Source organism: Mycobacterium sp. NPDC003449, from assembly GCF_053588415.1.
This window is the reverse complement of the sequence record NZ_JBSFPX010000027.1, coordinates 19,062-44,238: the sequence shown is the minus strand read 5'-3', so window position 1 is coordinate 44,238 and position 25,177 is coordinate 19,062. Positions and strand designations below refer to the sequence as shown.

The 25,177-nt window shown below is 68.6% G+C and carries 23 protein-coding genes; 12 read left to right on the top strand and 11 right to left on the bottom strand.

The window, feature by feature from the left end; genetic code table 11:
• Window positions 1-134 precede the first annotated feature (134 nt).
• The 6 genes from ACWDTP_RS10380 to ACWDTP_RS10355 all read left to right on the top strand — a co-directional run bounded on the left by ACWDTP_RS10380 (window position 135) and on the right by ACWDTP_RS10355 (window position 6,573).
• The gene (locus ACWDTP_RS10380; RefSeq protein WP_450019222.1) at window positions 135-1,478 is read left to right on the top strand and encodes a PhoH family protein; all 1,344 of its coding nucleotides are present in this window, start codon (window positions 135-137) and stop codon (window positions 1,476-1,478) included.
• Between the two features lie 20 nt (window positions 1,479-1,498).
• Entirely contained in the window at window positions 1,499-2,383 is an 885-nt protein-coding gene (locus ACWDTP_RS10375) for a polysaccharide deacetylase family protein (protein WP_450019220.1), read from the top strand.
• A 140-nt stretch (window positions 2,384-2,523) separates the two neighbouring features.
• Window positions 2,524-3,504, top strand: a complete 981-nt coding sequence (locus ACWDTP_RS10370; RefSeq protein ID WP_450019218.1) for an Acg family FMN-binding oxidoreductase — start codon at window positions 2,524-2,526, stop codon at window positions 3,502-3,504.
• Window positions 3,505-3,513: 9 nt separating this feature from the next.
• Window positions 3,514-4,167, top strand: a complete 654-nt coding sequence (locus ACWDTP_RS10365; protein ID WP_450019216.1) for a universal stress protein — start codon at window positions 3,514-3,516, stop codon at window positions 4,165-4,167.
• Between the two features lie 11 nt (window positions 4,168-4,178).
• Window positions 4,179-4,814, top strand: coding sequence for a hypoxia response regulator transcription factor DosR/DevR (gene dosR / locus ACWDTP_RS10360; protein WP_450019214.1), 636 nt, complete (start codon window positions 4,179-4,181; stop codon window positions 4,812-4,814).
• A 43-nt stretch (window positions 4,815-4,857) separates the two neighbouring features.
• Window positions 4,858-6,573 (top strand): GAF domain-containing protein, encoded by a 1,716-nt coding sequence (locus ACWDTP_RS10355; RefSeq protein WP_450019212.1) that lies wholly within the window; start codon window positions 4,858-4,860, stop codon window positions 6,571-6,573.
• Between the two features lie 94 nt (window positions 6,574-6,667).
• On the opposite strand, the gene ACWDTP_RS10350 is transcribed toward ACWDTP_RS10355, so the two are convergent.
• The 7 genes from ACWDTP_RS10350 to ACWDTP_RS10320 form a co-directional block, all read right to left on the bottom strand.
• Entirely contained in the window at window positions 6,668-8,092 is a 1,425-nt protein-coding gene (locus tag ACWDTP_RS10350; RefSeq protein ID WP_450019210.1) for a class II fumarate hydratase, read from the bottom strand.
• A 52-nt stretch (window positions 8,093-8,144) separates the two neighbouring features.
• Window positions 8,145-9,173, bottom strand: a complete 1,029-nt coding sequence (glpX, locus tag ACWDTP_RS10345; protein ID WP_450019208.1) for a class II fructose-bisphosphatase — start codon at window positions 9,171-9,173, stop codon at window positions 8,145-8,147.
• 65 nt (window positions 9,174-9,238) lie between these two features.
• A complete protein-coding gene (locus tag ACWDTP_RS10340; RefSeq protein ID WP_450019206.1) occupies window positions 9,239-10,426 on the bottom strand; it encodes a mandelate racemase/muconate lactonizing enzyme family protein in 1,188 nt (395 codons plus the stop codon).
• Window positions 10,423-11,328, bottom strand: coding sequence for a dihydrodipicolinate synthase family protein (locus tag ACWDTP_RS10335; protein ID WP_450019204.1), 906 nt, complete (start codon window positions 11,326-11,328; stop codon window positions 10,423-10,425). Before ACWDTP_RS10335 ends, ACWDTP_RS10340 begins: the two co-directional genes overlap by 4 nt.
• A 53-nt stretch (window positions 11,329-11,381) precedes the next feature.
• Window positions 11,382-12,776, bottom strand: coding sequence for an MFS transporter (locus ACWDTP_RS10330; protein ID WP_450019202.1), 1,395 nt, complete (start codon window positions 12,774-12,776; stop codon window positions 11,382-11,384).
• Window positions 12,777-12,942: 166 nt separating this feature from the next.
• Window positions 12,943-13,635, bottom strand: coding sequence for a GntR family transcriptional regulator (locus tag ACWDTP_RS10325; protein ID WP_450019200.1), 693 nt, complete (start codon window positions 13,633-13,635; stop codon window positions 12,943-12,945).
• Between the two features lie 95 nt (window positions 13,636-13,730).
• The gene (locus tag ACWDTP_RS10320) at window positions 13,731-14,555 is read right to left on the bottom strand and encodes a GntR family transcriptional regulator (protein WP_450019198.1); all 825 of its coding nucleotides are present in this window, start codon (window positions 14,553-14,555) and stop codon (window positions 13,731-13,733) included.
• A 195-nt stretch (window positions 14,556-14,750) separates the two neighbouring features.
• Between ACWDTP_RS10320 and ACWDTP_RS10315 the strand changes: the two genes are divergently transcribed.
• The 6 genes from ACWDTP_RS10315 to ACWDTP_RS10290 are packed head-to-tail and all read left to right on the top strand — an operon-like array spanning window position 14,751 to window position 21,179.
• Window positions 14,751-15,779 carry a zinc-dependent alcohol dehydrogenase gene (locus ACWDTP_RS10315; RefSeq protein WP_450019196.1) on the top strand — a complete coding sequence of 343 codons (1,029 nt, stop codon included), beginning with the start codon at window positions 14,751-14,753 and terminating at the stop codon, window positions 15,777-15,779.
• On the top strand, window positions 15,776-16,780 hold the full coding sequence (locus ACWDTP_RS10310) for a TRAP transporter substrate-binding protein (RefSeq protein WP_450019194.1): 1,005 nt from the start codon (window positions 15,776-15,778) through the stop codon (window positions 16,778-16,780). The genes ACWDTP_RS10315 and ACWDTP_RS10310 overlap by 4 nt, the downstream gene beginning before the upstream one ends.
• Window positions 16,770-17,357, top strand: a complete 588-nt coding sequence (locus ACWDTP_RS10305) for a TRAP transporter small permease (RefSeq protein ID WP_450019192.1) — start codon at window positions 16,770-16,772, stop codon at window positions 17,355-17,357. Before ACWDTP_RS10310 ends, ACWDTP_RS10305 begins: the two co-directional genes overlap by 11 nt.
• A complete protein-coding gene (locus ACWDTP_RS10300; protein ID WP_450019190.1) occupies window positions 17,354-18,634 on the top strand; it encodes a TRAP transporter large permease in 1,281 nt (426 codons plus the stop codon). Before ACWDTP_RS10305 ends, ACWDTP_RS10300 begins: the two co-directional genes overlap by 4 nt.
• A 41-nt stretch (window positions 18,635-18,675) precedes the next feature.
• Complete coding sequence (locus ACWDTP_RS10295; protein WP_450019189.1) at window positions 18,676-19,920, top strand: RuBisCO large subunit C-terminal-like domain-containing protein; 1,245 nt, start codon at window positions 18,676-18,678, stop codon at window positions 19,918-19,920.
• Window positions 19,920-21,179, top strand: a complete 1,260-nt coding sequence (locus ACWDTP_RS10290; RefSeq protein WP_450019188.1) for a four-carbon acid sugar kinase family protein — start codon at window positions 19,920-19,922, stop codon at window positions 21,177-21,179. Before ACWDTP_RS10295 ends, ACWDTP_RS10290 begins: the two co-directional genes overlap by 1 nt.
• Before the next feature lie 5 nt (window positions 21,180-21,184).
• Here the strand turns inward: ACWDTP_RS10290 and ACWDTP_RS10285 are convergent, their stop codons facing one another.
• The 4 genes from ACWDTP_RS10285 to ACWDTP_RS10270 are packed head-to-tail and all read right to left on the bottom strand — an operon-like array spanning window position 21,185 to window position 25,116.
• Window positions 21,185-22,507: an MFS transporter gene (locus tag ACWDTP_RS10285; RefSeq protein WP_450019186.1), complete on the bottom strand. Its 1,323-nt coding sequence runs from the start codon at window positions 22,505-22,507 to the stop codon at window positions 21,185-21,187.
• A complete protein-coding gene (locus ACWDTP_RS10280) occupies window positions 22,504-23,361 on the bottom strand; it encodes a fumarylacetoacetate hydrolase family protein (RefSeq protein WP_450019184.1) in 858 nt (285 codons plus the stop codon). The genes ACWDTP_RS10285 and ACWDTP_RS10280 overlap by 4 nt, the downstream gene beginning before the upstream one ends.
• Window positions 23,339-24,094 (bottom strand): hypothetical protein, encoded by a 756-nt coding sequence (locus ACWDTP_RS10275; RefSeq protein ID WP_450019182.1) that lies wholly within the window; start codon window positions 24,092-24,094, stop codon window positions 23,339-23,341. Before ACWDTP_RS10275 ends, ACWDTP_RS10280 begins: the two co-directional genes overlap by 23 nt.
• Window positions 24,094-25,116 carry an NAD-dependent epimerase/dehydratase family protein gene (locus ACWDTP_RS10270; protein WP_450019180.1) on the bottom strand — a complete coding sequence of 341 codons (1,023 nt, stop codon included), beginning with the start codon at window positions 25,114-25,116 and terminating at the stop codon, window positions 24,094-24,096. Before ACWDTP_RS10270 ends, ACWDTP_RS10275 begins: the two co-directional genes overlap by 1 nt.
• Window positions 25,117-25,177 lie beyond the last annotated feature (61 nt).

Here is a 25,177-nt window from a genome sequence, read left to right as displayed (position 1 = left end):
GGGAGTAGCGTCGATTCCGATGGCTAGCGACATGCTCTGCTGTCCGGGCGGTACCGATCGGTTCGATCACGAGAGGACCGGCCCCGGTCCTGGTACTGCAGTGTCCACCACCGAAGAAGTTCGTGTGGGGTCGCATGAACTCGCCTCGCCTCGAGGAGCGCCACGTGACTGATTCGCCTGTCCGTACCTATGTGCTCGACACCTCGGTCCTGTTGTCCGATCCATGGGCCTGCACCCGGTTCGCCGAGCATGAAGTGGTGGTTCCGCTGGTTGTCATCAGCGAGCTGGAAGCCAAACGGCACCATCATGAGCTGGGCTGGTTCGCCCGGCAGGCACTGCGGATGTTCGATGATCTGCGGCTCGAACACGGACGGCTGGATCAGCCGATTCCGGTTGGGACACAGGGCGGCACGCTGCACGTCGAGTTGAACCACAGCGATCCCACCGTGTTGCCCGCCGGCTTCCGCACCGAGACCAACGATTCCCGCATCCTGACCTGCGCTGCCAACTTGGCCGCTGAAGGCAAGCGAGTTACATTGGTGAGCAAGGACATTCCGCTTCGGGTCAAGGCCGGTGCGGTGGGTCTTGCCGCCGACGAGTACCACGCCCAGGATGTCGTGGTGTCGGGCTGGACCGGGATGAGCGAGCTGGACGTCGCGGCCGAGGATATCGACACCCTGTTCGCCGACGGCGAGATCGACCTGGCCGAGGCGCGGGATATGTCCTGCCACACCGGAGTTCGGCTACTTGGTGGCACCTCGCACGCACTTGGCCGGGTCAACGCGGCCAAGCGAATCCAGTTGGTCCGCGGTGACCGTGAGGTGTTCGGGTTGCGCGGCCGGTCCGCCGAACAGCGGGTGGCGCTGGATCTTTTGCTCGACGAATCGGTCGGCATCGTATCGCTGGGCGGCAAGGCGGGCACCGGCAAATCGGCGCTGGCCCTGTGCGCGGGCCTTGAGGCCGTGCTGGAACGTCGCACCCAGCGCAAGGTCGTGGTGTTCCGGCCGCTGTACGCGGTCGGCGGCCAGGAGCTCGGTTACCTGCCCGGCAGTGAGAGCGAGAAGATGGGCCCGTGGGCCCAGGCCGTGTTCGACACCCTCGAAGGGCTGGCCAGCCCGGCCGTGCTGGAAGAGGTGCTGGCCCGGGGCATGCTGGAGGTGCTGCCGCTGACCCATATCCGGGGCCGGTCGCTGCACGACTCGTTCGTGATCGTCGACGAGGCGCAGTCGCTGGAACGCAATGTGCTGCTGACGGTGCTGTCCCGGCTCGGTGCGGGCTCGCGGGTCGTGCTCACCCACGACGTCGCCCAGCGCGACAACCTGCGGGTGGGCCGCCACGACGGGGTCGGCGCGGTGATCGAGAAGCTCAAGGGGCATCCGCTGTTCGCCCACATCACGCTGCAGCGCAGCGAACGGTCGCCGATCGCGGCGCTGGTCACCGAGATGCTTGAGGAGATCAGCCCGGCGGCCCTGCCCTGAGGGGCCGGTAGGCTGCCGGGGTGAGCAGCCCCGCAAACCGGCAGGCCTGGTTATGGACCGTGATCGGTGTGATAGCCGCGGTTGCGGTGTTGGTGGTCGGCGCGCTGACGGGGCATGTGCGGCGCGCCGACGCCGACGACGTCGACTGCGCGGTGCAGAAGTGCGTCGCCTTCACCTTCGATGACGGCCCCGGCCCCTACACCGACCGGCTGCTGCAAATCCTCAAGGACAACGACGCCAAGGCCACTTTCTTCGAGATCGGGAACAAGGTGGCCGCCAACCCCGAGGGCGCCAAGCGGGTGGTCGAGGCCGGGATGGAACTGGGCAGCCACACCTGGGAACACCCCAATATGACCGCCATCCCGCCCGAGGACATCGCGGCCCAGTTCAGCAGGGCCGGCGACGCCATCGAGGCCGCGACCGGGCAGCGACCCAAGCTGGTCCGGACCGCGGGCGGGCTGATCAACGATCAGGTGCTCGCCGAAGCCGGCCGGCAGGGCCTGGCCGATATCAACTGGGACGTCATCCCGTTCGACTGGGCCAACGACGCCAATACGGCGGCCACCCGCTACATGCTGATGACCCAGATCAAGCCGAACTCGGTGGTGCTTTTCCACGACACCTATTCGTCCACGGTGGATCTGGTCTACCAGTTCATTCCGGTGCTCAAGGCCAACGACTACCACCTGGTGACGGTCAGCCATATGCTCGGGGACCGTGCGCCGGGCAGCACCTACGGCGGCCGCGAGAACGGGCCGCCGGTCCCGCCCGCCGATGCGCTCAAGGACATCCCGCCCGGCGAGATCCCGTCGCTGCCCGCTACGCCGTCGCCGGCGCCGATGCCCAACTTCCCGATCACCGACATCCCCGGGGCCAACTCGGGCGGCCCCAACAACGGCGCCTGATTCTTCCCGCCGAGCCCGCCGAGCAGACACAAAACTGCCCACTTTCGGCGGAAAATGGTCAGGTTTGCGTCTGCTCGCGCGGGAGAAGGTGAGGACCAAAGACCCTAACCGGCGCGCGTCCGCGCGACGAGGCTGATGTCATGCCCGACACCATGATCGAACCCGCAACCATCACCAGCGCAGTGCAGTTGGCCGCGCGGGCCCCCTCGTTGCACAACACCCAGCCGTGGCGATGGCTCTCCCACGCTGGTGACCTGCAATTGTTCCTCGACCCGAACCGGGTGCTGCACTCGACGGACCGGTCCGCGCGCGAGGCGCTCATCAGCTGCGGGGCGGTACTCGACCATCTACGAGTCGCGATGGCGGCGGCCGGATGGAGCACCACCGTCGAGCGGTTTCCGAACCCGAACGATCCCGACCATCTGGCCACCCTGCGGTTCGGCCCGATGGCATTCGTCACCGACGCCCATCGTCGGCGGGCCGATGCGATCCTTGCCCGGCGTACCGACCGGTTGCCGATGGCGGCGCCCGCGGACTGGGCGTCGTTCGAGAGGCTGCTGCGGGTACGGCTGGCTGACGGGCCGGTGCAGCTCGACGTGGCGGGCGATGACATGCGCCGCCAGCTCACCGAAGCCGCCGACCTGAGTGAGTCGCTGCGCCTGTACGATTCCGCGTACCATTCTGAACTCATCTGGTGGGCAACACCGTTCGCGACCGAGGATGGGATTCCGCAGAGCGCGCTGGTATCTGCGGCCGAAAGTGAACGGGTCCCGGTGGGACGCACCTTCCCGGTCCTCGCGCACGGTGAGCGTCGGCCCGCGGTCAACGATGACGCCGCGGAGATCCTGGTGCTGTCCACCGACGGCTACAGCAGGGCCGATGCGCTCGATGCCGGCGAGACCCTCTCGGCGGTGCTGCTCGACGCCACCATGGCCGGATTCGCCACCTGCCCGGTAACGCACGTGACCGAGTTGCATGCCAGCCGCGATATCGTCGCTGCCCTGATCGGCCGCGACGCGTGCCCGCAGGTGCTGGTTCGGGTCGGGGTCGCTCCCCTGCTGGACGGGGTACCGCCGGCCACGCCGCGCCGGCCCGTCGACACCTTCCTCACTTTCGCGTAGGAGGCGGCCATGACGAGTGGACCCGCGGTCGTCGTCGGCATCGACGGATCGCGCAGCGCCGTCGATGCCGCCATCTGGGCGGTCAAAGAGGCGGTATCCCGTGACATCGCGGTGCGGCTGACCTACGTCGTCGACCCGGACTGCCCAGCAACCGACCATCAGGACCCGGCCGGCGCGCTCGCGACCGCCGAACGCGCCGTCCGGCAGTCGTTCATCGCGCCAGAAGTCGCCGAACAGCCGGTCAAGATCGAACTGGAAGTGCTGCGGGACAATCCGATTCACGGTCTGATCGCCGCATCGCGGTCGGCGGCGATGCTGTGCGTCGGCGCCGTGGGGCTCAGGCACGCCGCCGGAGCACGCATCGGGTCGACCGCGGCGGCGGTGACGAAATCCGCGCACTGTCCGGTCGCGGTGGTCCGGACTGCGGGAGCGGAACGTGGGGGAGTGCTGGCGGAGTTCGACGGCCATGCAGCGGCAGGGGCGGTGCTACAGGCCGGGATGGAGGAGGCGCGGCTGCGCGGCGCGCCGTTGCGGGTGATGACGGCATGGCGGGCCCCGCACCGCGGCGGGGCGGCGGCCGATCCGGCCGGCCCACCCGGTCTGGCGGTGCTGGCCGGGTCCCAATGCTCGCTGCTCACTTGCGATCGCCGGCAGCGGTTGTGAGACTCGACAAGATGATCAGGGTTTTTCTGGTCGACGACCACGAGGTGGTGCGCCGCGGTCTGATCGATCTGCTCGCCGCCGATCCGGAATTGGAGGTGATCGGCGAGGCCGATTCGGTGGCGCAGGCGCTGGCCCGGATCCCGGCGGCGCGGCCCGATGTCGCGGTGCTCGACGTCCGGCTGCCCGACGGTAACGGCATCGAGCTGTGCCGGGATCTGCTGTCCGGGGTGCCCGATCTGCGGTGCCTGATGCTGACCTCGTTCACCTCCGACGAGGCGATGCTCGACGCGATTCTGGCCGGGGCCAGCGGGTATGTGGTCAAGGACATCAAGGGCATGGAACTGGCCAAGGCCATCAAGGACGTCGGCGCGGGCCGCTCCCTGCTGGACAACCGGGCCGCCGCGGCGCTGATGGCCAAGCTGCGCGGGGACACCGGGCGTTCCGATCCGCTGTCGGGATTGACCCAGCAGGAACGGGTGTTGCTCGACCTGCTCGGGGAGGGCCTGACCAACAAGCAGATAGCGGCCAGGATGTTCCTGGCCGAAAAGACGGTCAAGAACTACGTGTCGCGGTTGCTGGCCAAGCTCGGTATGCAGCGTCGCACCCAGGCGGCCGTGTACGTCTCCAAGCTGGACCGGCACGGGTGACGCCGACGGGTGAGGCTTGGTGTGGTGCCGCGTTGGTGCCAGCATGGGCAGGGTGACCGGGCAGGCGCCGCAACCCGACGACGAGCGGCGGACGTCGTCGTTGCGGGACACGCTCTCGCAGCTGCGGCTGCGCGAGCTGCTCAGCGAGGTCCAGGACCGGGTCGAGCAGATCGTCGAGGGCCGTGACCGGCTTGACGGGTTGGTCGAGGCGATGCTGACGGTCACCTCGGGGCTGGACCTCGAAGTCACGCTGCGCACCATCGTGCGGACCGCGATCGAGCTGGTCGACGCCCGGTACGGCGCGCTCGGGGTGCGCGGTGACGGTCATGAGCTGACCGAGTTCATCTACCAGGGTGTCAGCGATGAGATGCGCCGCGCCATCGGACCGCTGCCGGAGGGCCGCGGTGTGCTCGGGGTGTTGATGGAGGACCCGAAACCCATTCGGCTCGAAGACATCCGGATGCACCCGGCGTCGGTCGGATTCCCGCCCAACCATCCGCCGATGCGAACCTTCCTCGGCGTGCCGGTCCGGATCCGCGACGAGGTGTTCGGCAACCTGTACCTGAGCGACAAGACCAACGGCCAGCCGTTCGGCGAGGACGATGAAGTGCTGGTGCGGGCGCTGGCCGCGGCGGCGGGCATCGCGATCGAGAACTCCCGGTTGTACGAGCAGTCGCGGGCCCGACAGGCCTGGATCGCCGCGACCCGCGACATCAGCACCGAACTGCTCGGGGGCACCGATCCGGCCACGGTGTTCCGGCTGGTCGCCGACGAGGCGCTCAAGCTGGCCGGTGCGGACCGGATCGTGGTCGCGATACCGCTCGACGCCGACGTTTCGGCCGCCGAGGTGGATGCGCTGGTGGTGGCCGCGACGGCGGGCACGCCCATTGCGGTCGAGTCGATCCCGGTCGGTGACAGCGCGGTCGGCACGGCCTTCCGCGCCGGCACACCGCACCGGCTGGACCGGTTCGACCTCGACGGATTCGGCGGCCCTGCAATGGTGCTGCCGCTACGCGCGACCGACACCGTGGCCGGTGTCCTGGTCGCGGTGCGCGCCGAAGGCGCCAAGGCCTTCACCGCTGAACAACTGGAACTGGCCGCGGTGTTCGCCGATCAGGCGGCCGTGGCCTGGCAGCTGGCGAGTTCGCAGCGCCGGATGGCCGAACTGGATGTCCTGGCCGACCGCGACCGCATCGCACGCGATCTGCACGACCATGTGATCCAGCGGTTGTTCGCGGTCGGGCTGTCGCTACAGGGCACGATTCCGCGGGCTCGTTCGCCGGAAGTGCAGCAGCGCCTGACCGATTCGGTCGACGATCTGCAGGCCGTCATCTCCGAAATCCGGAGCGCCATCTTCGATCTGCACAGCGCGCAGACCTCGACGACCCGGCTGCGCAAACGCCTCGAAGACGTCGTTGCCCAATTCGCGGCTGTCGGGCCTGGGATCACCACCCGTTTCGTCGGACCGTTGTCAGTGGTCGACACCGGATTGGCCGATCATGCCGAGGCGGTGCTGCGGGAGGCGGTGAGCAATGCCGTGAGGCATTCCGGGGCAACCGAACTCGCGGTGCGGGTGAGCGTGGACGACGACCTGTGCATCGAGGTCACCGACAACGGCAGCGGGATCACCGGCCCGGTCACCGAGAGCGGGCTGGCCAATCTGCGGGACCGGGCGGCGGAGGGTGGCGGGGAGTTGACGGTCGAGGACCGCTCCGGGGGCGGTACCGTGCTGCGATGGTCGGTCCCGCTTCCCGATTAGCTCCCCGAGCCCGCCGAGCAGACACAAAACTGCCCACTTTCGGCGGAAAATGGTCAGGTTTGCGTCTGCTCGCGCGGGGGAAGGAACAGGAAATCTAGTCGCCGTCTTTGACCTTGGCCATGGCGAGCACGTCGAGGCGGCGGTCCAGCTCCTCCTCGCTCAGCTTGTCGCCGATCAGCCCGCGGTCGATGACGGTCTGGCGGATGGTCTTCTTCTCCGCCAGCGCCTGCTTGGCGACCTTGGCGGCCTCCTCGTAACCGATCGCCGAGTTCAGCGGGGTCACGATCGACGGCGAGGACTCGGCCTGCTCACGCAGGTGCGCCTCGTTGGCCACCAGGCCGTCCACGCAGCGTGCCGCGAACAGCCTCGACACGTTCGCCAGCAGGGTGAACGATTCCAGCAGGTTGCGGGCCATCATCGGGATGTAGACGTTGAGCTCAAAAGCGCCCGACGCCCCACCCATCGCGATCGCGGCGTCGTTGCCCACCACCTGGCAGGCCACTTGGGTAACCGCCTCGGGCAGAACGGGATTGACCTTGCCCGGCATGATCGAGCTGCCCGGCTGCAGATCGGGAAGCTGGATCTCGGCCAGGCCGGTCAGCGGGCCCGAGCCCATCCAGCGCACATCGTTGGCGATCTTGGTCAGCGACACCGCGATGGTGCGCAGCGCCCCCGAGGCCTCGACCAGTCCGTCGCGGGCCGCCTGGGCCTCGAAAGAGTCGACGGCGGTGCGCAATTCGGCCAGGCCGGTCTGGTCGACCAGCACCTCGACCACCTTGGCGCCGAACCCTTCCGGGGCGTTGAGTCCGGTGCCGACGGCGGTGCCGCCGATGGCCAGCTCACCGAGCCTGGGAAGGCAGCCGCGCACTCTTTCTATGCCGGCCTCGATCTGGCGCGCATAGCCGCCGAATTCCTGGCCCAGCGTCACCGGCACCGCGTCCATCAGGTGGGTGCGGCCCGACTTCACCACGGTGCGCCACTGCTTGGCCTTGGCGGCCAGCGATTCGTGCAGCAGCTCCAGCGCCGGAACGAGATGGCGCACAGCGGCTTCGGTGGCCGCGATATGGGTCGCGGTGGGGAACGTGTCGTTGGAGCTCTGCGACATGTTCACATCGTCGTTGGGGTGAACCGTCATCCCGTTGCGGGCGGCGATCGAGGCGATCACCTCGTTGGTGTTCATGTTCGAGCTGGTGCCCGACCCGGTCTGGAACACGTCGATCGGGAACTGGTCGTCGTGTCGGCCGTCGGCGATCTCACCGGCCGCGGCGATGATCGCATCGGCCTTCTCGGGGTCCAGCAGACCGAGGTCCTTGTTGACCTGGGCACAGGCCGCCTTGAGCAGGCCGAGCGCGCGGATCTGGGTGCGCTCGAGGCCGCGGAACGAGATCGGGAAGTTCTCCACGGCCCGCTGGGTCTGCGCGCGCCACAGGGCATTGACCGGAACCCGGACCTCGCCCATGGTGTCGTGCTCGATGCGGTATTCCACGTCGCCGGATTGGTCGACAGCGCTGTCGGTCATATGCTCCCTGTTCGTCTTTCGGTGTGGTGGGGGAAGGGGACTAGGGCAGTGACTAAGGCAAGGGGTAGGCGGCGGTCTTGTCGCCGGTGAAGTCGACCGAGGAGTACTCGTTGAGCTTGGCCAGCCGGTGGTACGCCTCGATCATCCGGACCGTGCCCGACTTGGACCGCATCACGATGGACTGGGTGGTGCACCCACCGCCCGAGTAGCGCACACCCTGCAGCAGGTCGCCGTCGGTGACGCCGGTGGCCGAGAAGAAGACGTTCTCGCCCGAGACCAGGTCCTCGGTACTGAGCACCTGGTCGAGGTCGTAGCCGGCGTCGATGGCCTTCTGGCGTTCGGCGTCGTCGGTCGGCGCCAGCACCGCCTGGATCGCGCCGCCCATGCAGCGGATCGCGGCCGCGGTGATGATGCCCTCCGGGGTGCCGCCGATGCCGGCCAGCAGGTCGGTGCCCGAGTTCGGTCGGCACGCCGAGATCGCGCCTGCCACGTCGCCGTCGGAGATCAGCCGGATCCGGGCGCCGGCCTCGCGCACATCGGCGATCAGCTGCGCGTGGCGGGGCCGGTCCAGGACGCACACCGTGAGGTCGGCGACGCTGGAGTTCTTCACCTTCGCGACCCTGCGGATGTTCTCGCCGATGGGGGCGGTGATGTCGATGACGTCGACGGCGTCGGGACCCACCGCGATCTTGTTCATGTAGAACACCGCCGACGGGTCGAACATGGCGCCGCGCTCGGCCACCGCGAGTACCGAGATGGCGTTCGGCATGCCCTTGCTCATCAGCGTGGTTCCGTCGACCGGGTCGACGGCGAAGTCGCACTCCGGGCCGTCGCCGTTGCCGACCTCCTCGCCGTTGTAGAGCATCGGGGCGTTGTCCTTCTCGCCCTCCCCGATGACCACGACGCCGCGCATCGACACCGAGTTGACCAGCTCGCGCATGGCGTCGACGGCGGCCCCGTCGCCACCCTCTTTGTCGCCGCGGCCGACCCACCGGCCCGCGGCCATGGCGCCGGCCTCGGTGACGCGGACGAGTTCGAGGGCAAGGTTGCGGTCCGGCGCTTCACCGCGCGAGGGGCTCATGGCGGTGATTCTCCCAGAACGGGCTCGTCAATTGGGAGGCGGGATACGGGCGGGCCGATCAGGTGCTATGCGGTGTTTGTCGAATCAACCGCATCGTGGCGACTCACCCGGTCCACGACGCCCGCGATGTCGGTGACCGGCCAGCGCAGCGGCCCCGAGGCCGCAGACAGCCGCTCGGGATCGATCTGGAGCCCGAGCCCGGGTCCGTCGGGCAGCAGCAGGTCACCGCCCCGGTAGCGGACGGGCTCACGGACCACGTCCGTGGTGTAGAGGAGCGGGCCGACCGGGTCACTCGCCACGGTCACCGACGGGGCGGCGACACCGAGGTGTGCCGCGGCCGCGGTGCCGATGGAGAGCTCCTGGGTGGTGCCGATCAGGCAGCGCAGTCCGGCTGCCTCGGCGATGGCGAGGAGCCGTCGCGCTCCGGTGATGCCGCCGATCGCGAACAGGCCCACGTTCAAGACGTCGACGGCCCGCGCGGCCACCAGCTCGAGCGCCCAGCGTCCGCTGTAGACATGTTCGCTGACCGGAACCGGAGACCGGTTGCGCGCGTATGCCAGGCCGGCCAGGTCGCCGGTCCGGGCCGGCGCCTCGATGAGCTCGTAGCCCAGCTCGCGGGTCCGGTCCACGAAAGCACATGCGTCGCGTGCCTCGAGCAGGTTGGAGAAGTCGAGTGACTTGATTTCGATTGCGTCCCCGAACCTTTCCCGCGCCCGCCGCAGGAACGATTCGTCCAAATCGAGCCGCCGCCCCAGATAGACCCGGAATCGGAAGAACCCGGCCGACAGTTTGTCCGCGACGAGTTCGAGGTTCGCATCGACGTCGTCGGGCTCCTGTTGGCGGAAGATCGGGTACGCGACCGGGAGGGAGTCCCGGACGGCTCCGCCGAGCAGCTCGGCGACGCTTCGACCGTCGAGCTTGCCGATCAGGTCCCACACGGCAATGTCGACGCCGCACTTGACGACGCTGCTCTTGTCGTAAAGGTTCCCGGCCTGCGGGAAGTTCTCCTCGAGCCGCCGCTCGATCTCGTTGAGAGCGCGCGGATCGAGCCCGATCAGGAGGCCGTTGAGGGTGCGTTCGAGTTCGCCGACATCGATATGGAAGCGCGGCAGATGCTGGAAGTCCGACATTTCCCCGATGCCCACCAATTGGTCGACGTCCGTGCCGATTTCCACGATGACATGCCCACACACGAGCCCGCTCGTGCGTGGGGTGTTGACGGAGGTGAGCTTCACCTCGGTGATCCGGGTCATGCCGCCCCCCATGAGGCGAGCACGTCGCGCACGGCATCGCGCTCGTCCCGGTTCAATGCCCGGATCGGTGGCCGCACGTCGGGACGGCAGAGACCGAGTTGCGCGAGTGCCTCCTTCACGACGCTGACGTTGTTGGCCGATCGATTGGCCGCGCGCATCTCCTCGAACCGGCGAATCTTGTCCCAGACCCGCATCGCCGCGGCGTTGTCGTCCTGCCGGAGCGCCTCGAGCAGGGCCAGTGACATGTCCGGCTGGACGTTGACCAGCCCGGAGGTGAATCCGCGAGCTCCCGCTGTCCAGTGACTGGGCGCGTACGGCTCGGCGAGGCCGGCGATCCACACCAGCCGATCGAGGCCGACATCCCTTGCCACCGAAGCGAATCGCACCGGGTCGGGGACTGAGTACTTGATCCCGACGAGGTTCGCGCAGGCGTCGCACAGCCGGCCGATGTGTTCGCCGGTGAGCTCGGGATCGCGGAGGTAGGGCACGACGCCGAGCTCGGGAACGGCATCCGCGATGGCTCGGTGATATTCGACCCAGCCGTCTGCCGACACGAACGGGTGGACCGGTTGATGAACCATGATCGCCTCGGCGCCAATGCTTCTGGCGTGCTGGGCGTCGGCGATCGCGGTCGCCACGTCGTGACCGACGCCGACCAGCACGCTGGCGCGGTCGCCTACCGTCTTGACGGTCAACTCGGCGCATCGCCGGGCCTCGTCCCCGGTCAGCGAGTAGAACTCGCTGGTGTTGCCGTTGGGGGTGACCGCTTCGATTCCCTGATTGATCAGCCGGCCGATCAGGCCTACGTAGGACTCGGTGTCCACCGCACCGTTCGAATCGAACGGGGTGACCGGGATCGCGACGACGCCGGCCAGGCGTCCGCTCAGCGGCTTGAATTCCATGAGGTGTGCATTCTCCTTGATGTCGACCATTGTTGGGGTTTGCTCCGCTCGGGTCAACGCGCTTGCAGCGGTTCGACTTTGACCACGAAGGTGTAGATCAGCGCGCCGAGCACGCAGATCCCCGCGGTGGCCAGCAGCGCGGGAGCATACGAGCCGCCGCTGGCGGTCAGGATCAGGCCGATCATGATCGGCCCGCCGATGCCGCCGATCTGGGAACCGACATTCTGCAGGCCCGCGAGCGTGGCGACCGTCGAGGATGTCGGTGCGACGTCGGTGGGCAGCGACAGCACCGGGCCGGACGCGAACGATGCCGCGCACGACGCCAGGGTCAGGAAGAACATGACCAGGAAGGCGTTGTCGGTGAGCGCTGCGCCCGCGATCGTGGAGGCGCCGAGTAACGCCCCGACGATGGGGATCTTGCGGGCGAGGCCCGTGCTGTACCCGAGCCGCACCAGATGGTCGGAGAACCAGCCGCCGATCCAGCCGGCGAACAGCGACAGCAGGGGCGGAAGCATCCCGTAGATACCCAATTCCAGCAGCCCGAAACCCCGTTCGTCCACCAGGTAGCTCGGATACCAGGTGAGGAAGAAGTAGACCACGACGCCGCGGCAGACGTAGCCGAGGATCATGCCCCAGACGGTGGAGTACCGCAGCAGATCGAGCCAGCGAACGGTCGGCTCGCCGTCCTGCCGCACGGATCCGGTGTATGCGCCGCCTGCCTCGATGTACTCGAGCTCCTCGGCGGTGATCCGCGGGTGCTTGTGCGGGGAGTGATACCCCCACCGCCACAACAGGATCCACCCGAGACCGACGACGCCGATCACCACGAATGACCAACGCCAGCCGCTCAGGGCGAGCAACCCCGCCATGACCGGTAGCGCGACCGCGCTGCCGAGCTGCTGGCCGGTGTCGACGAGGCTGGAGGCGAACGCCCGTTCCCGTTTGGGGAACCACTTCGAGACCACCGCGATATTGGCCGGCTGCACCGGAGCCTCCCCGACCCCGAGCGCCATTCGCGCACCGATGAGACCGCCGACGCCCTGGACCAGCGCCGTGGACGCCGTGCACACCGACCACCATGCGACGGCGGCGCCGTAGACGACTTTCGGGCCCAAGCGGTCGGTCAGCCACCCGCCGGGGATCTGAAACACGGCGTAGGTCCAGAAGAACGAGGAAAGGATGACGCCTTGCAGGGCGGGATCGATGTCGAGGTCGGCCTTGATGCTGGGCATCGCCACGCTCAGTGCCGACCGGTCGAGGTAGGCGATGGCCAGGCCGAGCGCCCCGACCGCCAGGACGGTCCAGCGCACGTACCCGTGCCATCGCGCGGCAGGCGCCGGCGGCCCCTCGGCCCCGGGAACCGCCTCGCTACCAGACTGTTTCACCACACCGTCGGCCGCGGAGGCGGCGGGTTGGGCGCCACCGGTTCGGATATCATCACCGTGCATACAAACTCCTCCGAGTTCTTCGCGGGCGGACGCGCCTCTCGGCTCGTCTGGTGGCTTCCCGATCCGCGCCAACGGATGGGACGCCGGGGTTATATGTGAGGGTGTGACCCGGTGCTCGTGTCCGACGGTTCCGGGTCACACCCGCCTGTTACTCGTCCATCCGCGGCTACGGTGCGGACGCCTTCCACGCGGGCAGGCCGTTCCTTTCGGCCGGCAGCCGGGCCAGCACCCGGTCACGGAAGTCTTGGATGTGCGCGCGTAGCAGCCCGGCTGCGTGTTCGGCGTCGCCGCTCGTGGCGGCGGTCAGGATGGCGCGGTGTTCGCGTTCCTCGTCGCCCCAGGTGGGGCTGACGCCCCAGCCGGTAATGCTGATCAGGGCGGTCTGGTCCCGCAGCCCGTCCAGGATCTCGATCATCAGCGGGTTGCCACAGGAGCTGTACAGCGCGCGGTGGAAGTCCCGGTTGGCCTGGTTCATCTCGGCGTGCGCGGCCGCGTTGTCGGCGCACGACATCCTGGCCAGCGCGTCGGCCGCCGCGGTGAGATCGGCGCCGAGTTCCACGCCGCGTCGCAACGCTTCGGGCTCCAGCACCATGCGGACGTCGCTGACCTGCCGGACCATCGCGGCATCGGCGATGCGGACCGAGGCTCCGCGGTATTCCGTCATCACCACCAGACCCGATCCGCACAGCGTCTTCAACGCCTCCCGGACCGGGGTCTTGGATACGCCGAGCGAGGCGGCGAGTTCGCTTTCGACCAGTGGCTGTCCGGGCCGCAGCGCTCCGCTCAGGATCGAGGTGGTGATCGCCTGCAATACGAAGGCGCTCCGCGATGTCGGCGCCGCAGCAGCACTACCCGCCAAGATTATCTCCGATGATATATGAGCTCATATATTGTGATGCCGGACACGTTATCGTGCCGATCCGGGCCGGTCAAGATGGGTGGTGCGGTCCGCGCTCAGCCCCGTCGGGGCGGGCCCCCGGGGTCGGACGGGGCGATCAATGACGACAACTCGGCGACCAGGTCGCGGACCCGCTGCAGGTCGGGCGGGGTGGATTCGCCGTCCTCGACCCGCGCGTCGACGTCGAACACGGTCGAGGGCTGGTGCCACACCGTGGACCACTCCAGCCCGCGGTCCTGAGCATCGTTGGTGACGGCTTGCAGCAGCAGGATGGGGGTCCCGACTTCGATCCCCAGGTGCCCGGCGACGATCGGGTCGGCGGGGACCGCGCGCAGCTGCCGGGGGCCGCCGACCGGGACGGTGCCGGTGGATCTCATGTAGCCGAGCAGCGATCCGGCGATCGCGTCGGCGGTGAGATCGGGGAACAGCCGGCGCGACACCCACGACCGCATGAAGACCAGCGGGACATCGTCGACATAACGCAGCCGCTCGATGCGCCAGGCCTCCGATGTGCCCAACGCGGTGGCCGCGGCCTCGGGTGCGGTGTCGGCGGTGAGGTCGAGGACGACGGTCCGCAGCTGTTCGCCCGCCGCGGCCAGTTGCCGGCTCAGCCCGCCGGCCTGTGCGGCCCGCCGGTGGTGCACCCGGGCAGGCACGACGACGCTGCCGCGGCCGCGTTCGCGGCGGATCAGGCCGGCGTCGGCGAGCTCGGCCAGCGCCTGCCGGATCACGCTGCGGGCCACGCCGAATCGGTCCTGCAGCTCGAGCTCGCCAGGCAGATGCTCGCCGGGGGCGATGTTCTGGGCGAGGATCTGGCTGCGCAGCACATCGCGAACCTGGGCGTACAACGGAACGCCGCTGGCGCGGTCCACAACCGGCATCGAAGTCACAGTACCCACGGTGCTCGGCTCCCTCGATCGCAGTCATTGTTGACACGCCATGTGAGCCACAGCATACTTGTCCGCACCAATTGTACGTACAAGTTTGTGCAGTCGACGCATGGAGGACGACGTGGTCCGATCCGGCCCCACCCAGTCAGGCTCACCCCGCACGCCGCGACGCCCGGAGCCTCGCGCATGAAGGCGGCCGTGCTCACGGCCCATCGCGAGGTCGAACTGCACGACATCGCCGAACCGCAGCCGCGGGCGGACGAGATCGTGATCGCCGTCGAGGCCTCGGGCATCTGCGGATCGGATCTGCACGCCTGGCACGGCAGGCATCCGTTCCGGCAACCGCCGGTCGTGCTGGGCCACGAACCCGCGGGCACGGTGCGCGCGCGGGGCTCGGCGGTCACCGACGTCGAGGTGGGTGAGCGGGTGGTGATCCAGCCGCACCGGATCTGCGGCACCTGCGCTGCCTGCCGGCACGGTGACAACGAGATCTGCGAGCACAAGCAGTACCCGGCCACCCACGGCTGGACCGGCAGCCTCGCCGAATATTTCGTCGCGCCGGCGAATATGGTGCACCGGGTGCCCGACGGGGTGCCGCTGGACCTGGCCGCGCTCGCCGAACCGCTCGCGGTGGCCTGCCACGCCAACCGCCGCGGCGGCACCGGGCCCGCGACGACAGTCAACATCGTCGGCTCGGGCACCATCGGGCTGCTGTGCCTGACGGTCGCCCGTCAGCTCGGCGCCGAGGTCGACGTCGTCACCGATATCGACCCCGACAAGCTCGGCGTGGCAGGGCGATTGGGTGCGGCCCGGCCCAGCGATGTGCGGACCTCCGATATCGTCGAGGAGCTGCGGGGCAGCCGGTTCGAGCGGGCCGACATCACCATCGTGGCCGCCACCGCGCCGCAGAGCCTGCTCGACGCCGCCGCACTGACCAGGCCCGGCGGGCGCATCGTGCTGCTCGGGCTGTACCCGGACACCGCCGAGGTGGCCGCCTCGGCGCTGGTCACCGATGAGCAGACCATCGTCGGATCGCTGACCTACAACAGTGCCGACTTCGATGCGGCCCTTGGCCTGCTGGCCGGTGAGACCGACCGCTACGCCGGGTTCGTCACCAAACGGATCGGGCTGCACGAGGTCGGCGCGGAGTTCAGCCGCCAGGCCGGCGGCGGTGCGGCGATCAAGACGCTCGTGGTGCCGGGGCTGACGGTATGACGGTGCGAAAGTCGGGTCGGGGCAAGCTCATAACGTCGTTGCTGACGGTGACGACGGTGCTGGCCGCGGTGACCGGCTGCTCGGGCGGCAGGCACGACACCATCGAACTGCGGCTCGGTCACGTCAACTCCGCGACCGATCCGTGGCAGACCTCGGCGCAGGAGTTCGCGCAGCTGGTGAACGACAACAGTGGCGGCGAGATCGAGGTGGAGGTCTATCCGGGCGCCCAACTCGGCGGGGACCGCGACATGGTCGAGGGCATGCGGATCGGGTCGGTCGACTTCACCATGGTCGCTGGCGTGCTGTCCTCGGTGGAGCCCGAGATGACCATGCTGGAGATCCCGTACCTGTTCACCAGCCAACGCTCACTCAATCAGGCACTCGCCGGGCCCGGCGGGCAGAAATTGTCGGAAGGTCTGCTGGAGAAGGGGATCCGGAACCTGGCCTGGCTCGACCGGGGGCCGCGAGAGCTGACCGCCAACCGTAAGATCACCACCCCGGCGGAGCTGGACGGCGCCAAGATCCGGGTTCCGGAGATCCCGGCCTCGCTCGACGCCTGGCAGGCCATGGGGGCCAACCCGACACCGATGGCGTTCTCCGAGGTGTACGGCGCGCTGCAGCAGGGTGTCATCGACGGGCAGGAAAACCCCTACGCCATCATCGAATCCTCGAATCTGTACGAGGTCCAGCGCTACATCATGCAGACCGACCACGTATTCGGCTACGTGATGCTGGCAATGTCCGAACGGGCCTGGAACCGGCTCTCGCCCGAACAGCGGGATGTGGTCAGCGAGGCCGCCGAGACCGTGCGCGCGCATCACAACGAGCGGACGGCGGCCGAAGAGCAGCAATATCAGGACGAGTTGCGCTCACAGGGAATGACTTTCGTCCAGGTGGACAAGAACGCCTTCCGGCAGGCCGTCCAGCCCGTGCACCGGCACTACGCACAACAGTTCGGCCAGGACCTCTACAACGATCTGGTGGCCTCCAATGACTCGTAACCAAGCGGTCGGTGCGTTCGGCCGGTTCGCCGACGGCGTCGATATGGTGGCCAGGGCCGTGGCGGCGGCCGGGCTGGTCGGCATGATCGTGGTGATCACCCTGCAGGTACTGTTCCGCTACTTCCTGGACCAGTCACTGGCCTGGACCGAGGAGATCTCCCGGTTCCTGTTCATCGCAGCCAGTTTCATCGCGATCACCGTCGCCCACCGCAGACAGATGCATGCCGGCTACTCCAGCCTGGTCACCAAGTTCCCGGTGCCGGTCCGGCGCATCGTGATCCTCGCCGTCGACGCGATCAGCATCGCGTTCTTCGTGGTGGTCGGACTGTCGAGCCGCAACCTCATCGAGATCGGCTTCGACTCCAAGGCGCCGGCCACCGGAATGCCGATGGCCTGGATCTATTTCGTGTTCCCGGTGTTCGCGGTGCTCGGCGTCGTGTTCAGCCTCGAGCACATCGTCATGCATCTGCGCGGCGGGGCCGACGAACTGTTGTCGGCCGACGAGGACCGCGCGGTGGCCGAGGAGGCCGCGGGAGCGATCGGGGACGATCACAACGACGGACGGAGCGCATCATGATGATCGCCTGGCTCTTCGGCGGTTTCGCGGTGTTGGTCGCGGTGAACGTGGCGGTGGGGATCGCCCTGCTGATGTCGGTGGTCGTCGCCATGATGGCGACCGGAACCGATCTGCCGCTCGCGGTGATCGCGCAGCGGATGTTCACCGGCATGGATTCTTTCGCGCTGATCGCTATCCCGGCGTTCCTGCTGGCCGGCGAGATCATGGCCCGCGGTGCGATGGCCCGGCGGATGGTCGAGTTCGCCGCGACCATGGTGGGTCACCTGCGCGGCGGTCTGGCCGTGGTCGGTGTGCTGTCCACGATGCTGTTCTCGGGAGTGTCCGGATCGTCGGTGGCCAACACGGCCGCGGTCGGCAGTGTGCTGGTGCCGCAGATGCGTCAGCGCGGCTATGACCCGGCGTTCGCCGGTGCCGTCGTCGCCAACGCCGGTGTGCTGGGTTCGGTGTTCCCACCGTCGATTCCGATGGTGCTCTACGGGATCGCCGCGGGAGTGTCGATCAGCTCGCTGTTCGTCGCGGGCATCGTGCCAGGCATCCTGATGGTGGTCTTGCTGATCGCCGTCGGCTACTGGCAGTCGGTCAAAGCGGGCTACCCGGCCGGTGAGCGCGCATCGGTGCGGGAGTTCGGCCGTTCGTTGGGGCGGGCCTTCCTGGCGCTGCTGACCCCGGTCCTGATGGTCGGCGGCATCGTGTCCGGAATCCTCACGGTTACCGAAGCCGCGGTCGCGACCGTGCTCTACGCACTGGCGGTGGAACTGTTGGTCTACCGCGAGCTCAAATTCCGCGACCTGTCCGCGGTGCTGACCAGGGCGACCACCGCGACCGGCATCGTCATGCTGATCATCGCGGCCTCGACGCTGTTCGGCTGGATCATGACGATCGAGCAGATACCGCAGGCGATCGCCGGATTCATGCTGTCGCTCACCTCGACGGTGTGGATCCAGCTGATCCTGATCAATATCCTGCTGCTGATCATCGGGACTTTCCTCGACGTCGCACCGGGGATCATCATCGCCGTCCCGATCCTGGCGCCGCTGGCCGACGCGCTCGGCATGGATCCGGTCCACTTCGGCGTCATCGTCGTGATCAATCTGCTTGTCGGACTGGTTACCCCGCCGGTGGCCCCGACCCTGGTGGTTGGCGCCTCGATCGCCGGGGTGAGCCTGGACCGGATCACCGCCGCATCGTGGCGGTTCTTCCTTTCGCTGCTGCTCACCCTGGCGCTGATCACCTTCATCCCCGCCCTGTCCACCTGGTTGCCCAGCCTGTTCGGTTGAGCGGCACCCGATTCCGACCAGAGCCACTGAGAGGTAACGACTTGACCGACACCATCGACGTCACCTACCGCATCCTGAGCTACCTGCCGCTGGAGCAGGCCGCCGAGGCGATCGCCGGGGAGCAGACCACCGGAACCTTCACCAAGGTCGCCGGCGAAACCCCGGAACTGCATCGCAAACACCGGGCTCAGATCCTCGACATCACGCCGATCGCCGAGGATCTCAGTTCCGCGCTGCCCGGAGCCCGCGGCCGCGAGACCGGGACGCTACGGGGCGGGCTGGTGCGCATCGCCTACCCGCTGGCCAACAGTGGGCCGTCGCTGACCCGGCTGCTGGCCTTCGTATCGGGCAACCTCTACGAGCTGAGCGAACTCGCAGGCATCAAACTGCTCGACATCGACTTCCCCGAGGAGTTCGGTGTGGCCTATCCGCCGGCCCCGCACGGTGTCGCAGGCACCCGCCGGCTCGTCGGGCGCGAATCGGGGGTGCTGCTCGGCACCATCGTCAAACCCAACATCGGGCTGGCGGCGCCCGACTACTACCACGTGGTACGCGAACTCGGGCTCGCCGGTTTGGATTTCATCAAGGACGACGAGGTCAACGCCGACTGCCCGCCCACCCCGCTGCGGGACCGGGTGCCGCACATCATCCGGGCCCTCGACGAGGTCGAGGCCGAAACCGGCAGGCGGCCGCTGTACGCGTTCAACATCAGCGACGAGATCGACCACATGCTGGCGTCGGCGGATTTCGTCGCCGAGGCGGGCGGCAGATGCGCCGTGGTCAACACCGCGCTGGTCGGAATCCCCGGGGTGGCCGCGGTGCGCAGGCACACTGATCTGGTGATCCACGGTCATCTCGCCGGATTCGCGGCCGCGTCCCGTCATCCCAATCTCGGGATGGGGTTCACCGCGTTCCAGAAACTGGCCCGGTTCGCCGGGGTGGACCACCTGCACGTCGGCGGGTTCAAGTCGAAATTCTTCGTGGAGGACGCCGAGACCGCGGCCAACATCGGTGCCGTGCGGACGCCGCTGCTGGGCGGGCGGGCATGCCTGCCGGTCATCTCCTCGGCGCAGTGGGCCGGCACCGCGCCCACGACGTGGCAGCACACCGGCACCGACGATCTGCTGGTGCTGGCCGGCGGGGGTGTGCTCGGGCATCCCGGTGGCGCGGGTGCGGGGGCGCGCAGCATGCGTCAGGCCTGGGACGCCGTCACCGCGGGAGTGTCCCTGCAGGACGCGGCCACCGAACACAGCGATCTCGCCGCGGCCCTGGCCCACTTCGGCTGATGGTGCTCGCCGCCTTCGTCGCCGACGATTTCACCGGGGCCACCGATGCGCTGTGGCAGTTTCAGCGGTTCGGGCTGCGGTCGCGGCTGTTCACCTCGGCGGCCGAACTCGACACCCTCGACGGTGATTACGACGTGATCGGGATCGCCACGACGGCGCGTTCGGCCGAGGGGCCGGGCTCGGCCGCGATCGCCATGCCCGCGCTGCGGACATTGGCCGGTCTCGCACCGGAACTGCTGCAGTACAAGGTGTGCTCGACGTTCGACTCGTCGCCGCGGCGGGGCAGCATCGGGGCGGTGATCGACACCTGGCGCCGCGAATCCAGGTCCGGCGTGGCGGTGCCGGTGCTCGCCGCGCAGCCCGAATTCGGGCGCTGGACGGTGTTCGCCAATCACTTCGCGGCCTATGCGGGGGACAACTACCGGCTGGACCGCCACGATCCGATGCGGCGGCATCCCGCGACCCCCGTCGACGAGGCCGACCTGCGTCGGCACCTGAGCCGTCAACTCTCCGGGACCGTCGGGACGCTGCCGGTACCGCTGCTGACCGAGACCGCGGCGCTGGCCGGCGCGCTGCGGGACTGTTTGGGCGCGGAGCCGGGTGCGTTCATCGTCGACGCGATGACCAACGACGATCTGGTCCGGTTCGGCGCGGCGCTGCGCGAACTGCGGGCCGGGTCCGGCGGGCCGGTCCTGGCCGTCGGCTCGGGAGGGCTGTCCTACGGGTATGCGGCCGCCGCGACGGGATCGGATCCGGCGCCCGCACACGGCGACGTCGCGCCGCCACCGGGCCCGGTCCTGGTGGTGTCGGGCAGTTGTTCCCCGGTGACCGACCGGCAGATCCGGGTGGCCGAGGAGGCCGGCTGGTTCTGCACCCATATCGATGACGACGCGGGCCGGGCGGTGGCGGCACTGCGCGAGGGCAGGCACACCGTGGTGTACACCGCGCGCGGCGCGGGCTCGGGCACCGCCACCGGTTGGGGGGAGCGGCTCGGTGCACTGGCGTTGACGGCCGTGGCCGGCGGGGCCACCCGCCGCCTGGTGGTGGCCGGCGGTGACACCTCGGGTGAGATCGTCGGCATGGCCGGGGTCACCGCGATCGAGATCGTCGGCTCGATCGACGTGGCGGGCCTGCTGTGCCGCACCTTCGGGACCGGCTCGGTGCTCGACGGCGCCGAGGTGGTCCTCAAGGGCGGTCAGGTCGGTGGTGACGACTTCTTCCTGCGGGTCGCGGGCGCGTCGCGCAGCCGGCCGTCGTGACCACGTTAGTCCGCGGTGATGGTGCGGCCCGCGGTGTCGGGCACGAACAGGCAGCCGACCAGGCCGAGCGCCGCGCCGACACCGCCCAACGCAAGGGCAAGCCGGAGATCGCCACCGGCGATGGTCAGGGCGAACAGCGGGTAGAGCCCCGAGCCCAGCCCCCTGGCGATGTAATACGTGGCGTTGGAGCCGAACGCGCGGAACCGGGTCGGGTAGAACTCCGATATCCAGGTGCCGAGCACCCCGAACCCGGCGTAGCCGATCGCGGTTCCGGTCAGCGCGGCGATACCGACGGCGGGAGATCCGTTGCCCCAGACCGCGAACACCGCGAACCCGGCCACTCCGAGCACACCCGCGTAGAGGGTGGCCTTGCGCCGGCCGGTCCGGTCGGATAGCCAGCCGAAGGCCACGTAGCTGGCGATCCCCAGCAGCGTGCCCACCGTGAGGACGGCGGTCGACACCGCCAGCGACGCGCCGAGCGTTTCGCGTACGAACGTCGGGGCGAAGGTGATGTAGGAGTAGCTGGCCGCGAAGACCCCGGTGGTGCAGACGGTCAGGAACACCGCGCCCCACGCCAGTTTCGCACCGCGCAGGTCGTCGCCGGGTTCGGGTGCCGCGCCGGTGTGTTCGGCCGGGGCTTCGGCGCCGGCCCGCCGGGCGGCCTGCCACAGTTTCGACTCGGGCAGCCAGAAGTAGGCTGCCACCGCGATCAGCAGACACCCGGCGCCGATGACGGCGAATCCGGTGCGCCAGCCGGCATTCGAACCCAGCGTGGAGATGGTGATGAACAGGACGAGCTGGGTGATCAGCTGACCGCCGATGAACATCGCCTGCAGCACCGAACCCATCAGGCCGCGCTTACGTGATTTCCAGCTCTCGGCGAACATCGCGAACAGCACCCCGAACGCGCCGCCCATCGCGACACCGGCGATGACCCTGGTCACCACGAAGGCGTCGTAATCGGTCAGCAGGCTGCCGACGATGGCGGCGACCGAATAGGTACCGGTGAACAATATGTACGACGGTTTGCGCCCGAACCTGTCGGCGATCCAGCCGAACAGGAATCCGCCCACGATCGATGCGAGACCCTGCGCGGTGATGGTGGCCACCACGTCTTGATGGGTGACGCCGAAGGATGCGGCGAGATCGGACATCGGGAAGCTCAGCAGGTTGAGCTCCATGCTTTCGATCACCGCGCCGACGATGGCGAACCACAGCACCAGACGACGTTCGCGCGGGGTGTAGGCGGTGGCGGCGGTGAGCGTGCCGGCACGGTGCGCTGAGCCGGCTGCGGGCCGGGAACCAACCGGCCCAACGGGTTTGGTCATGATGCTGGGCCCGCCGTCGGGCCGCCGACCAGGCGGTGGCGCATCGAACCGATCCGCTCGATCGAGGTCACGAGTTCGTCCCCGGCGTTCAGATAGGACGGGGGAGTGCGGCCGAGGCCGACGCCTTCCGGGGTGCCGGTGAAGATGAGGTCGCCGGGCAGCAGCGTGACGATGCCGGACAGGTAGGCGATCAGCCTCGGCACGCTGAACACCAGATCCGACGTCCGCGAGTCCTGCACCGTGGCACCGTTGAGTCGGGTGGCGACATGCAGGTCGTCGGGATCGTCGAACTCGTCGAGGGTGAGCAGGGCCGGCCCGATCGGGCCGTAACCGGGAAACGACTTGCCCATGCTGAACTGCGCGGGGTTCCCGGCCTGTTGGACATCGCGGTCCGAAATGTCCTGCCCCACGGTGAGTCCGGCGACGTGGCTCCACGCGTCGGCTTCGGTCACCCGGCTCGCGCTGGTGCCGATCACCACCACCAGCTCGACCTCCCAGTCGACGGTGTTCCCGCTCAAGGCGATCTCGCCGTGCGGGCCGGTGATCGAGCTGGGAAACTTGGTGAACACCATGGGTCGTTCCGGGAGCGGTAAACCGGACTCCGCGGCGTGCTTGACGTAGTTGAGGCCGATCCCGAAGACCTGAGCCGGCCGGGGTACCGGGGCGCCCAGCTCGGTTTCGGCATAGGGTTGCCCGTCACCGGACGCGGTGCGGGCCCAGCCCGCGAAGGCCGGCCAGTCCTCGAACACCGCCTGCGGGTCGGGGCCGAACCGACCTGCGCTGGCGGTGTGGACGTCGATCGCCCCGCCGTCGGTCAGCAGAACGAGACGGTCACGAAGGTTGGCTATCCGCATGGGATCTCCTCACGGGGGTTGGGGCGGCGCGAAGTTCGACGATCAACTCGAAGCTGCGGGCCGGGGTGGGCTGGCTGATCCGGATGCCGGCCTGCGCCGCACGGCCGAGCAGCGCGGCGATGAGCCCGTCGGGATCGGTGCCGCTGTGCAATTCGGCCAGCAGCACGGCCGAGGATACCTGTTGCTGCTGGGCCGACGACTGTCCCTCGGCGGTGGCGTTTTTCGCCGAGCTGACCGCCGTATCGGGTTCGTACAACGACCCGGCCAGCAGCGCATGTTCGGCAATCAGCCCGGGGAACAGGGTGTCGGCGAGCAGGGTGCGCAGTGCGGGCAGCGCGGTACCCGCGTCGATCTCCATCGCCACCACGCGGCCCGCGGAGCCGTACCCGCATGAGACGCTCACCCGGCATGCGGCGCGGCGGAACTCGGCGAACAGCGGCACCATCCTCCGCGTCAGCTCGGTGGGATTGTCGAGCCGGCGCAGGTATTCGGATGAGGCGAGCACATCCAGGCCGGTGGTCTCGTACAGCGTGAGGTAGTCGAGCCGCGGCCGGTCCCGTCCGTCGGTGCCGATGAACCGCCTGGCGCGCAGAAACCCCGGCGTGGAAACCCGTTCGGGCAGATGCTGGTAGTTGTACCAGTCCTCGTACAGCGGTACGTGCTCACGGGCCACCGTGATCCAGTTGATCATCGCGCCGGCACCGAGCACCGATTCGAACGGTGCGGACTCCATCAGAAGGCTCCGTCGCGCTGCTGGAACTTGGTCGGCTTGCCGATCAGCGGATGCGCGGCCGAGACCCAGTCCGTCACCGTCTCGATCATCTCCGGCAATGTGGTTCTCGGATAGCCGAATTCGCCGTGCAGGGCGGAGCCGTCCATCACATAGGCGGTGCCGCTCTCGGTGCCGTCGAACACCGGAGGCCGCCCGAACCGCTCACCGAACTGTTCGGCCAGCCACCGAATCGACACGATCTCGGGCCCGGTGATGTTGAGCGCGCGTGGCGGATTCGCCGCGAGCCGCAGCGAGCGCAGCGCGTACTCGGCGACGTCGCGCTGCCAGATCACGCTGGCGTGGCCCATGTCCAACGGAATGGGAACGCCGTCGTGGACCGCCTGGGCGATCTCCTGCAGCACGCCGTAGCGCGTCTCGATCGAGTAGCCCAACCGGAACAGCAGCACCTCGGTGCCGTGTTCACGGGAGAAGTGCTCGAAGATGCGCTCCCGGCCCACGCACGACGCGGCGTACTCACCGATCGGGCCCGGTGGGTCGGATTCCCGGGATCCGCCGGTGGCGACGTCGGCAAGGGGATAGGTGACCAGCGTCGAGAACACCACGATGCGCGAGGCCCGGAAGCGCTGGGCGATGCGGCCCGGCAGGTAGGAGTTCATCATCCAGGTGTAGTGCTCGTTGCCGACCGTGCCGAATTTGTGACCGGCCATGTAGACGACGTTCGCGGCGTCCGGTACGGCGTCCAACTCGAGGTCGTCGGTGAGGTCGGCCCGGATCGGGATGACGCCGCTGCGCTCCAGCGAGGCCAGGGCCGCCGGGTCGGAGAACCGGGCGACACCGAACACCTTCTTGTCGACGCCGGCCTCGTCGACCGCGCGCCGGGCCATCACCGCCACGCTCGGACCGACCTTGCCGCCGACGCCGAGCACCAGGATGTCGCCGTCGAGCCGGGCGATGTCCTGGACGAGTTCGGGGGTGGGACCGGTCAGGTCTCGTTCGATCCGATCGATCGCGGTGGTGTTCACGCTGCCTCCTGCCTTCGCCTTGTCCGTGGCAGCAATCACCCTGCTATGTGTTATCTCCTCA

What these genes read in the sequence shown, in the direction of transcription:
- ACWDTP_RS10380 (WP_450019222.1), top strand. Translation starts at nt 135, where the DNA reads ATGAACTCGCCTCGCCTCGAGGAGCGCCACGTGACTGATTCGCCTGTC.
- ACWDTP_RS10370 (WP_450019218.1), top strand. Translation starts at nt 2,524, where the DNA reads ATGCCCGACACCATGATCGAACCCGCAACCATCACCAGCGCAGTGCAG.
- ACWDTP_RS10365 (WP_450019216.1), top strand. Translation starts at nt 3,514, where the DNA reads ATGACGAGTGGACCCGCGGTCGTCGTCGGCATCGACGGATCGCGCAGC.
- dosR (WP_450019214.1), top strand. Translation starts at nt 4,179, where the DNA reads ATGATCAGGGTTTTTCTGGTCGACGACCACGAGGTGGTGCGCCGCGGT.
- ACWDTP_RS10355 (WP_450019212.1), top strand. Translation starts at nt 4,858, where the DNA reads ATGGGCAGGGTGACCGGGCAGGCGCCGCAACCCGACGACGAGCGGCGG.
- ACWDTP_RS10350 (WP_450019210.1), bottom strand. Translation starts at nt 8,092, where the DNA reads ATGACCGACAGCGCTGTCGACCAATCCGGCGACGTGGAATACCGCATC.
- glpX (WP_450019208.1), bottom strand. Translation starts at nt 9,173, where the DNA reads ATGAGCCCCTCGCGCGGTGAAGCGCCGGACCGCAACCTTGCCCTCGAA.
- ACWDTP_RS10340 (WP_450019206.1), bottom strand. Translation starts at nt 10,426, where the DNA reads ATGACCCGGATCACCGAGGTGAAGCTCACCTCCGTCAACACCCCACGC.
- ACWDTP_RS10335 (WP_450019204.1), bottom strand. Translation starts at nt 11,328, where the DNA reads ATGGAATTCAAGCCGCTGAGCGGACGCCTGGCCGGCGTCGTCGCGATC.
- ACWDTP_RS10330 (WP_450019202.1), bottom strand. Translation starts at nt 12,776, where the DNA reads ATGCACGGTGATGATATCCGAACCGGTGGCGCCCAACCCGCCGCCTCC.
- ACWDTP_RS10320 (WP_450019198.1), bottom strand. Translation starts at nt 14,555, where the DNA reads ATGCCGGTTGTGGACCGCGCCAGCGGCGTTCCGTTGTACGCCCAGGTT.
- ACWDTP_RS10315 (WP_450019196.1), top strand. Translation starts at nt 14,751, where the DNA reads ATGAAGGCGGCCGTGCTCACGGCCCATCGCGAGGTCGAACTGCACGAC.
- ACWDTP_RS10310 (WP_450019194.1), top strand. Translation starts at nt 15,776, where the DNA reads ATGACGGTGCGAAAGTCGGGTCGGGGCAAGCTCATAACGTCGTTGCTG.
- ACWDTP_RS10305 (WP_450019192.1), top strand. Translation starts at nt 16,770, where the DNA reads ATGACTCGTAACCAAGCGGTCGGTGCGTTCGGCCGGTTCGCCGACGGC.
- ACWDTP_RS10300 (WP_450019190.1), top strand. Translation starts at nt 17,354, where the DNA reads ATGATGATCGCCTGGCTCTTCGGCGGTTTCGCGGTGTTGGTCGCGGTG.
- ACWDTP_RS10290 (WP_450019188.1), top strand. Translation starts at nt 19,920, where the DNA reads ATGGTGCTCGCCGCCTTCGTCGCCGACGATTTCACCGGGGCCACCGAT.
- ACWDTP_RS10285 (WP_450019186.1), bottom strand. Translation starts at nt 22,507, where the DNA reads ATGACCAAACCCGTTGGGCCGGTTGGTTCCCGGCCCGCAGCCGGCTCA.
- ACWDTP_RS10280 (WP_450019184.1), bottom strand. Translation starts at nt 23,361, where the DNA reads ATGCGGATAGCCAACCTTCGTGACCGTCTCGTTCTGCTGACCGACGGC.
- ACWDTP_RS10275 (WP_450019182.1), bottom strand. Translation starts at nt 24,094, where the DNA reads ATGGAGTCCGCACCGTTCGAATCGGTGCTCGGTGCCGGCGCGATGATC.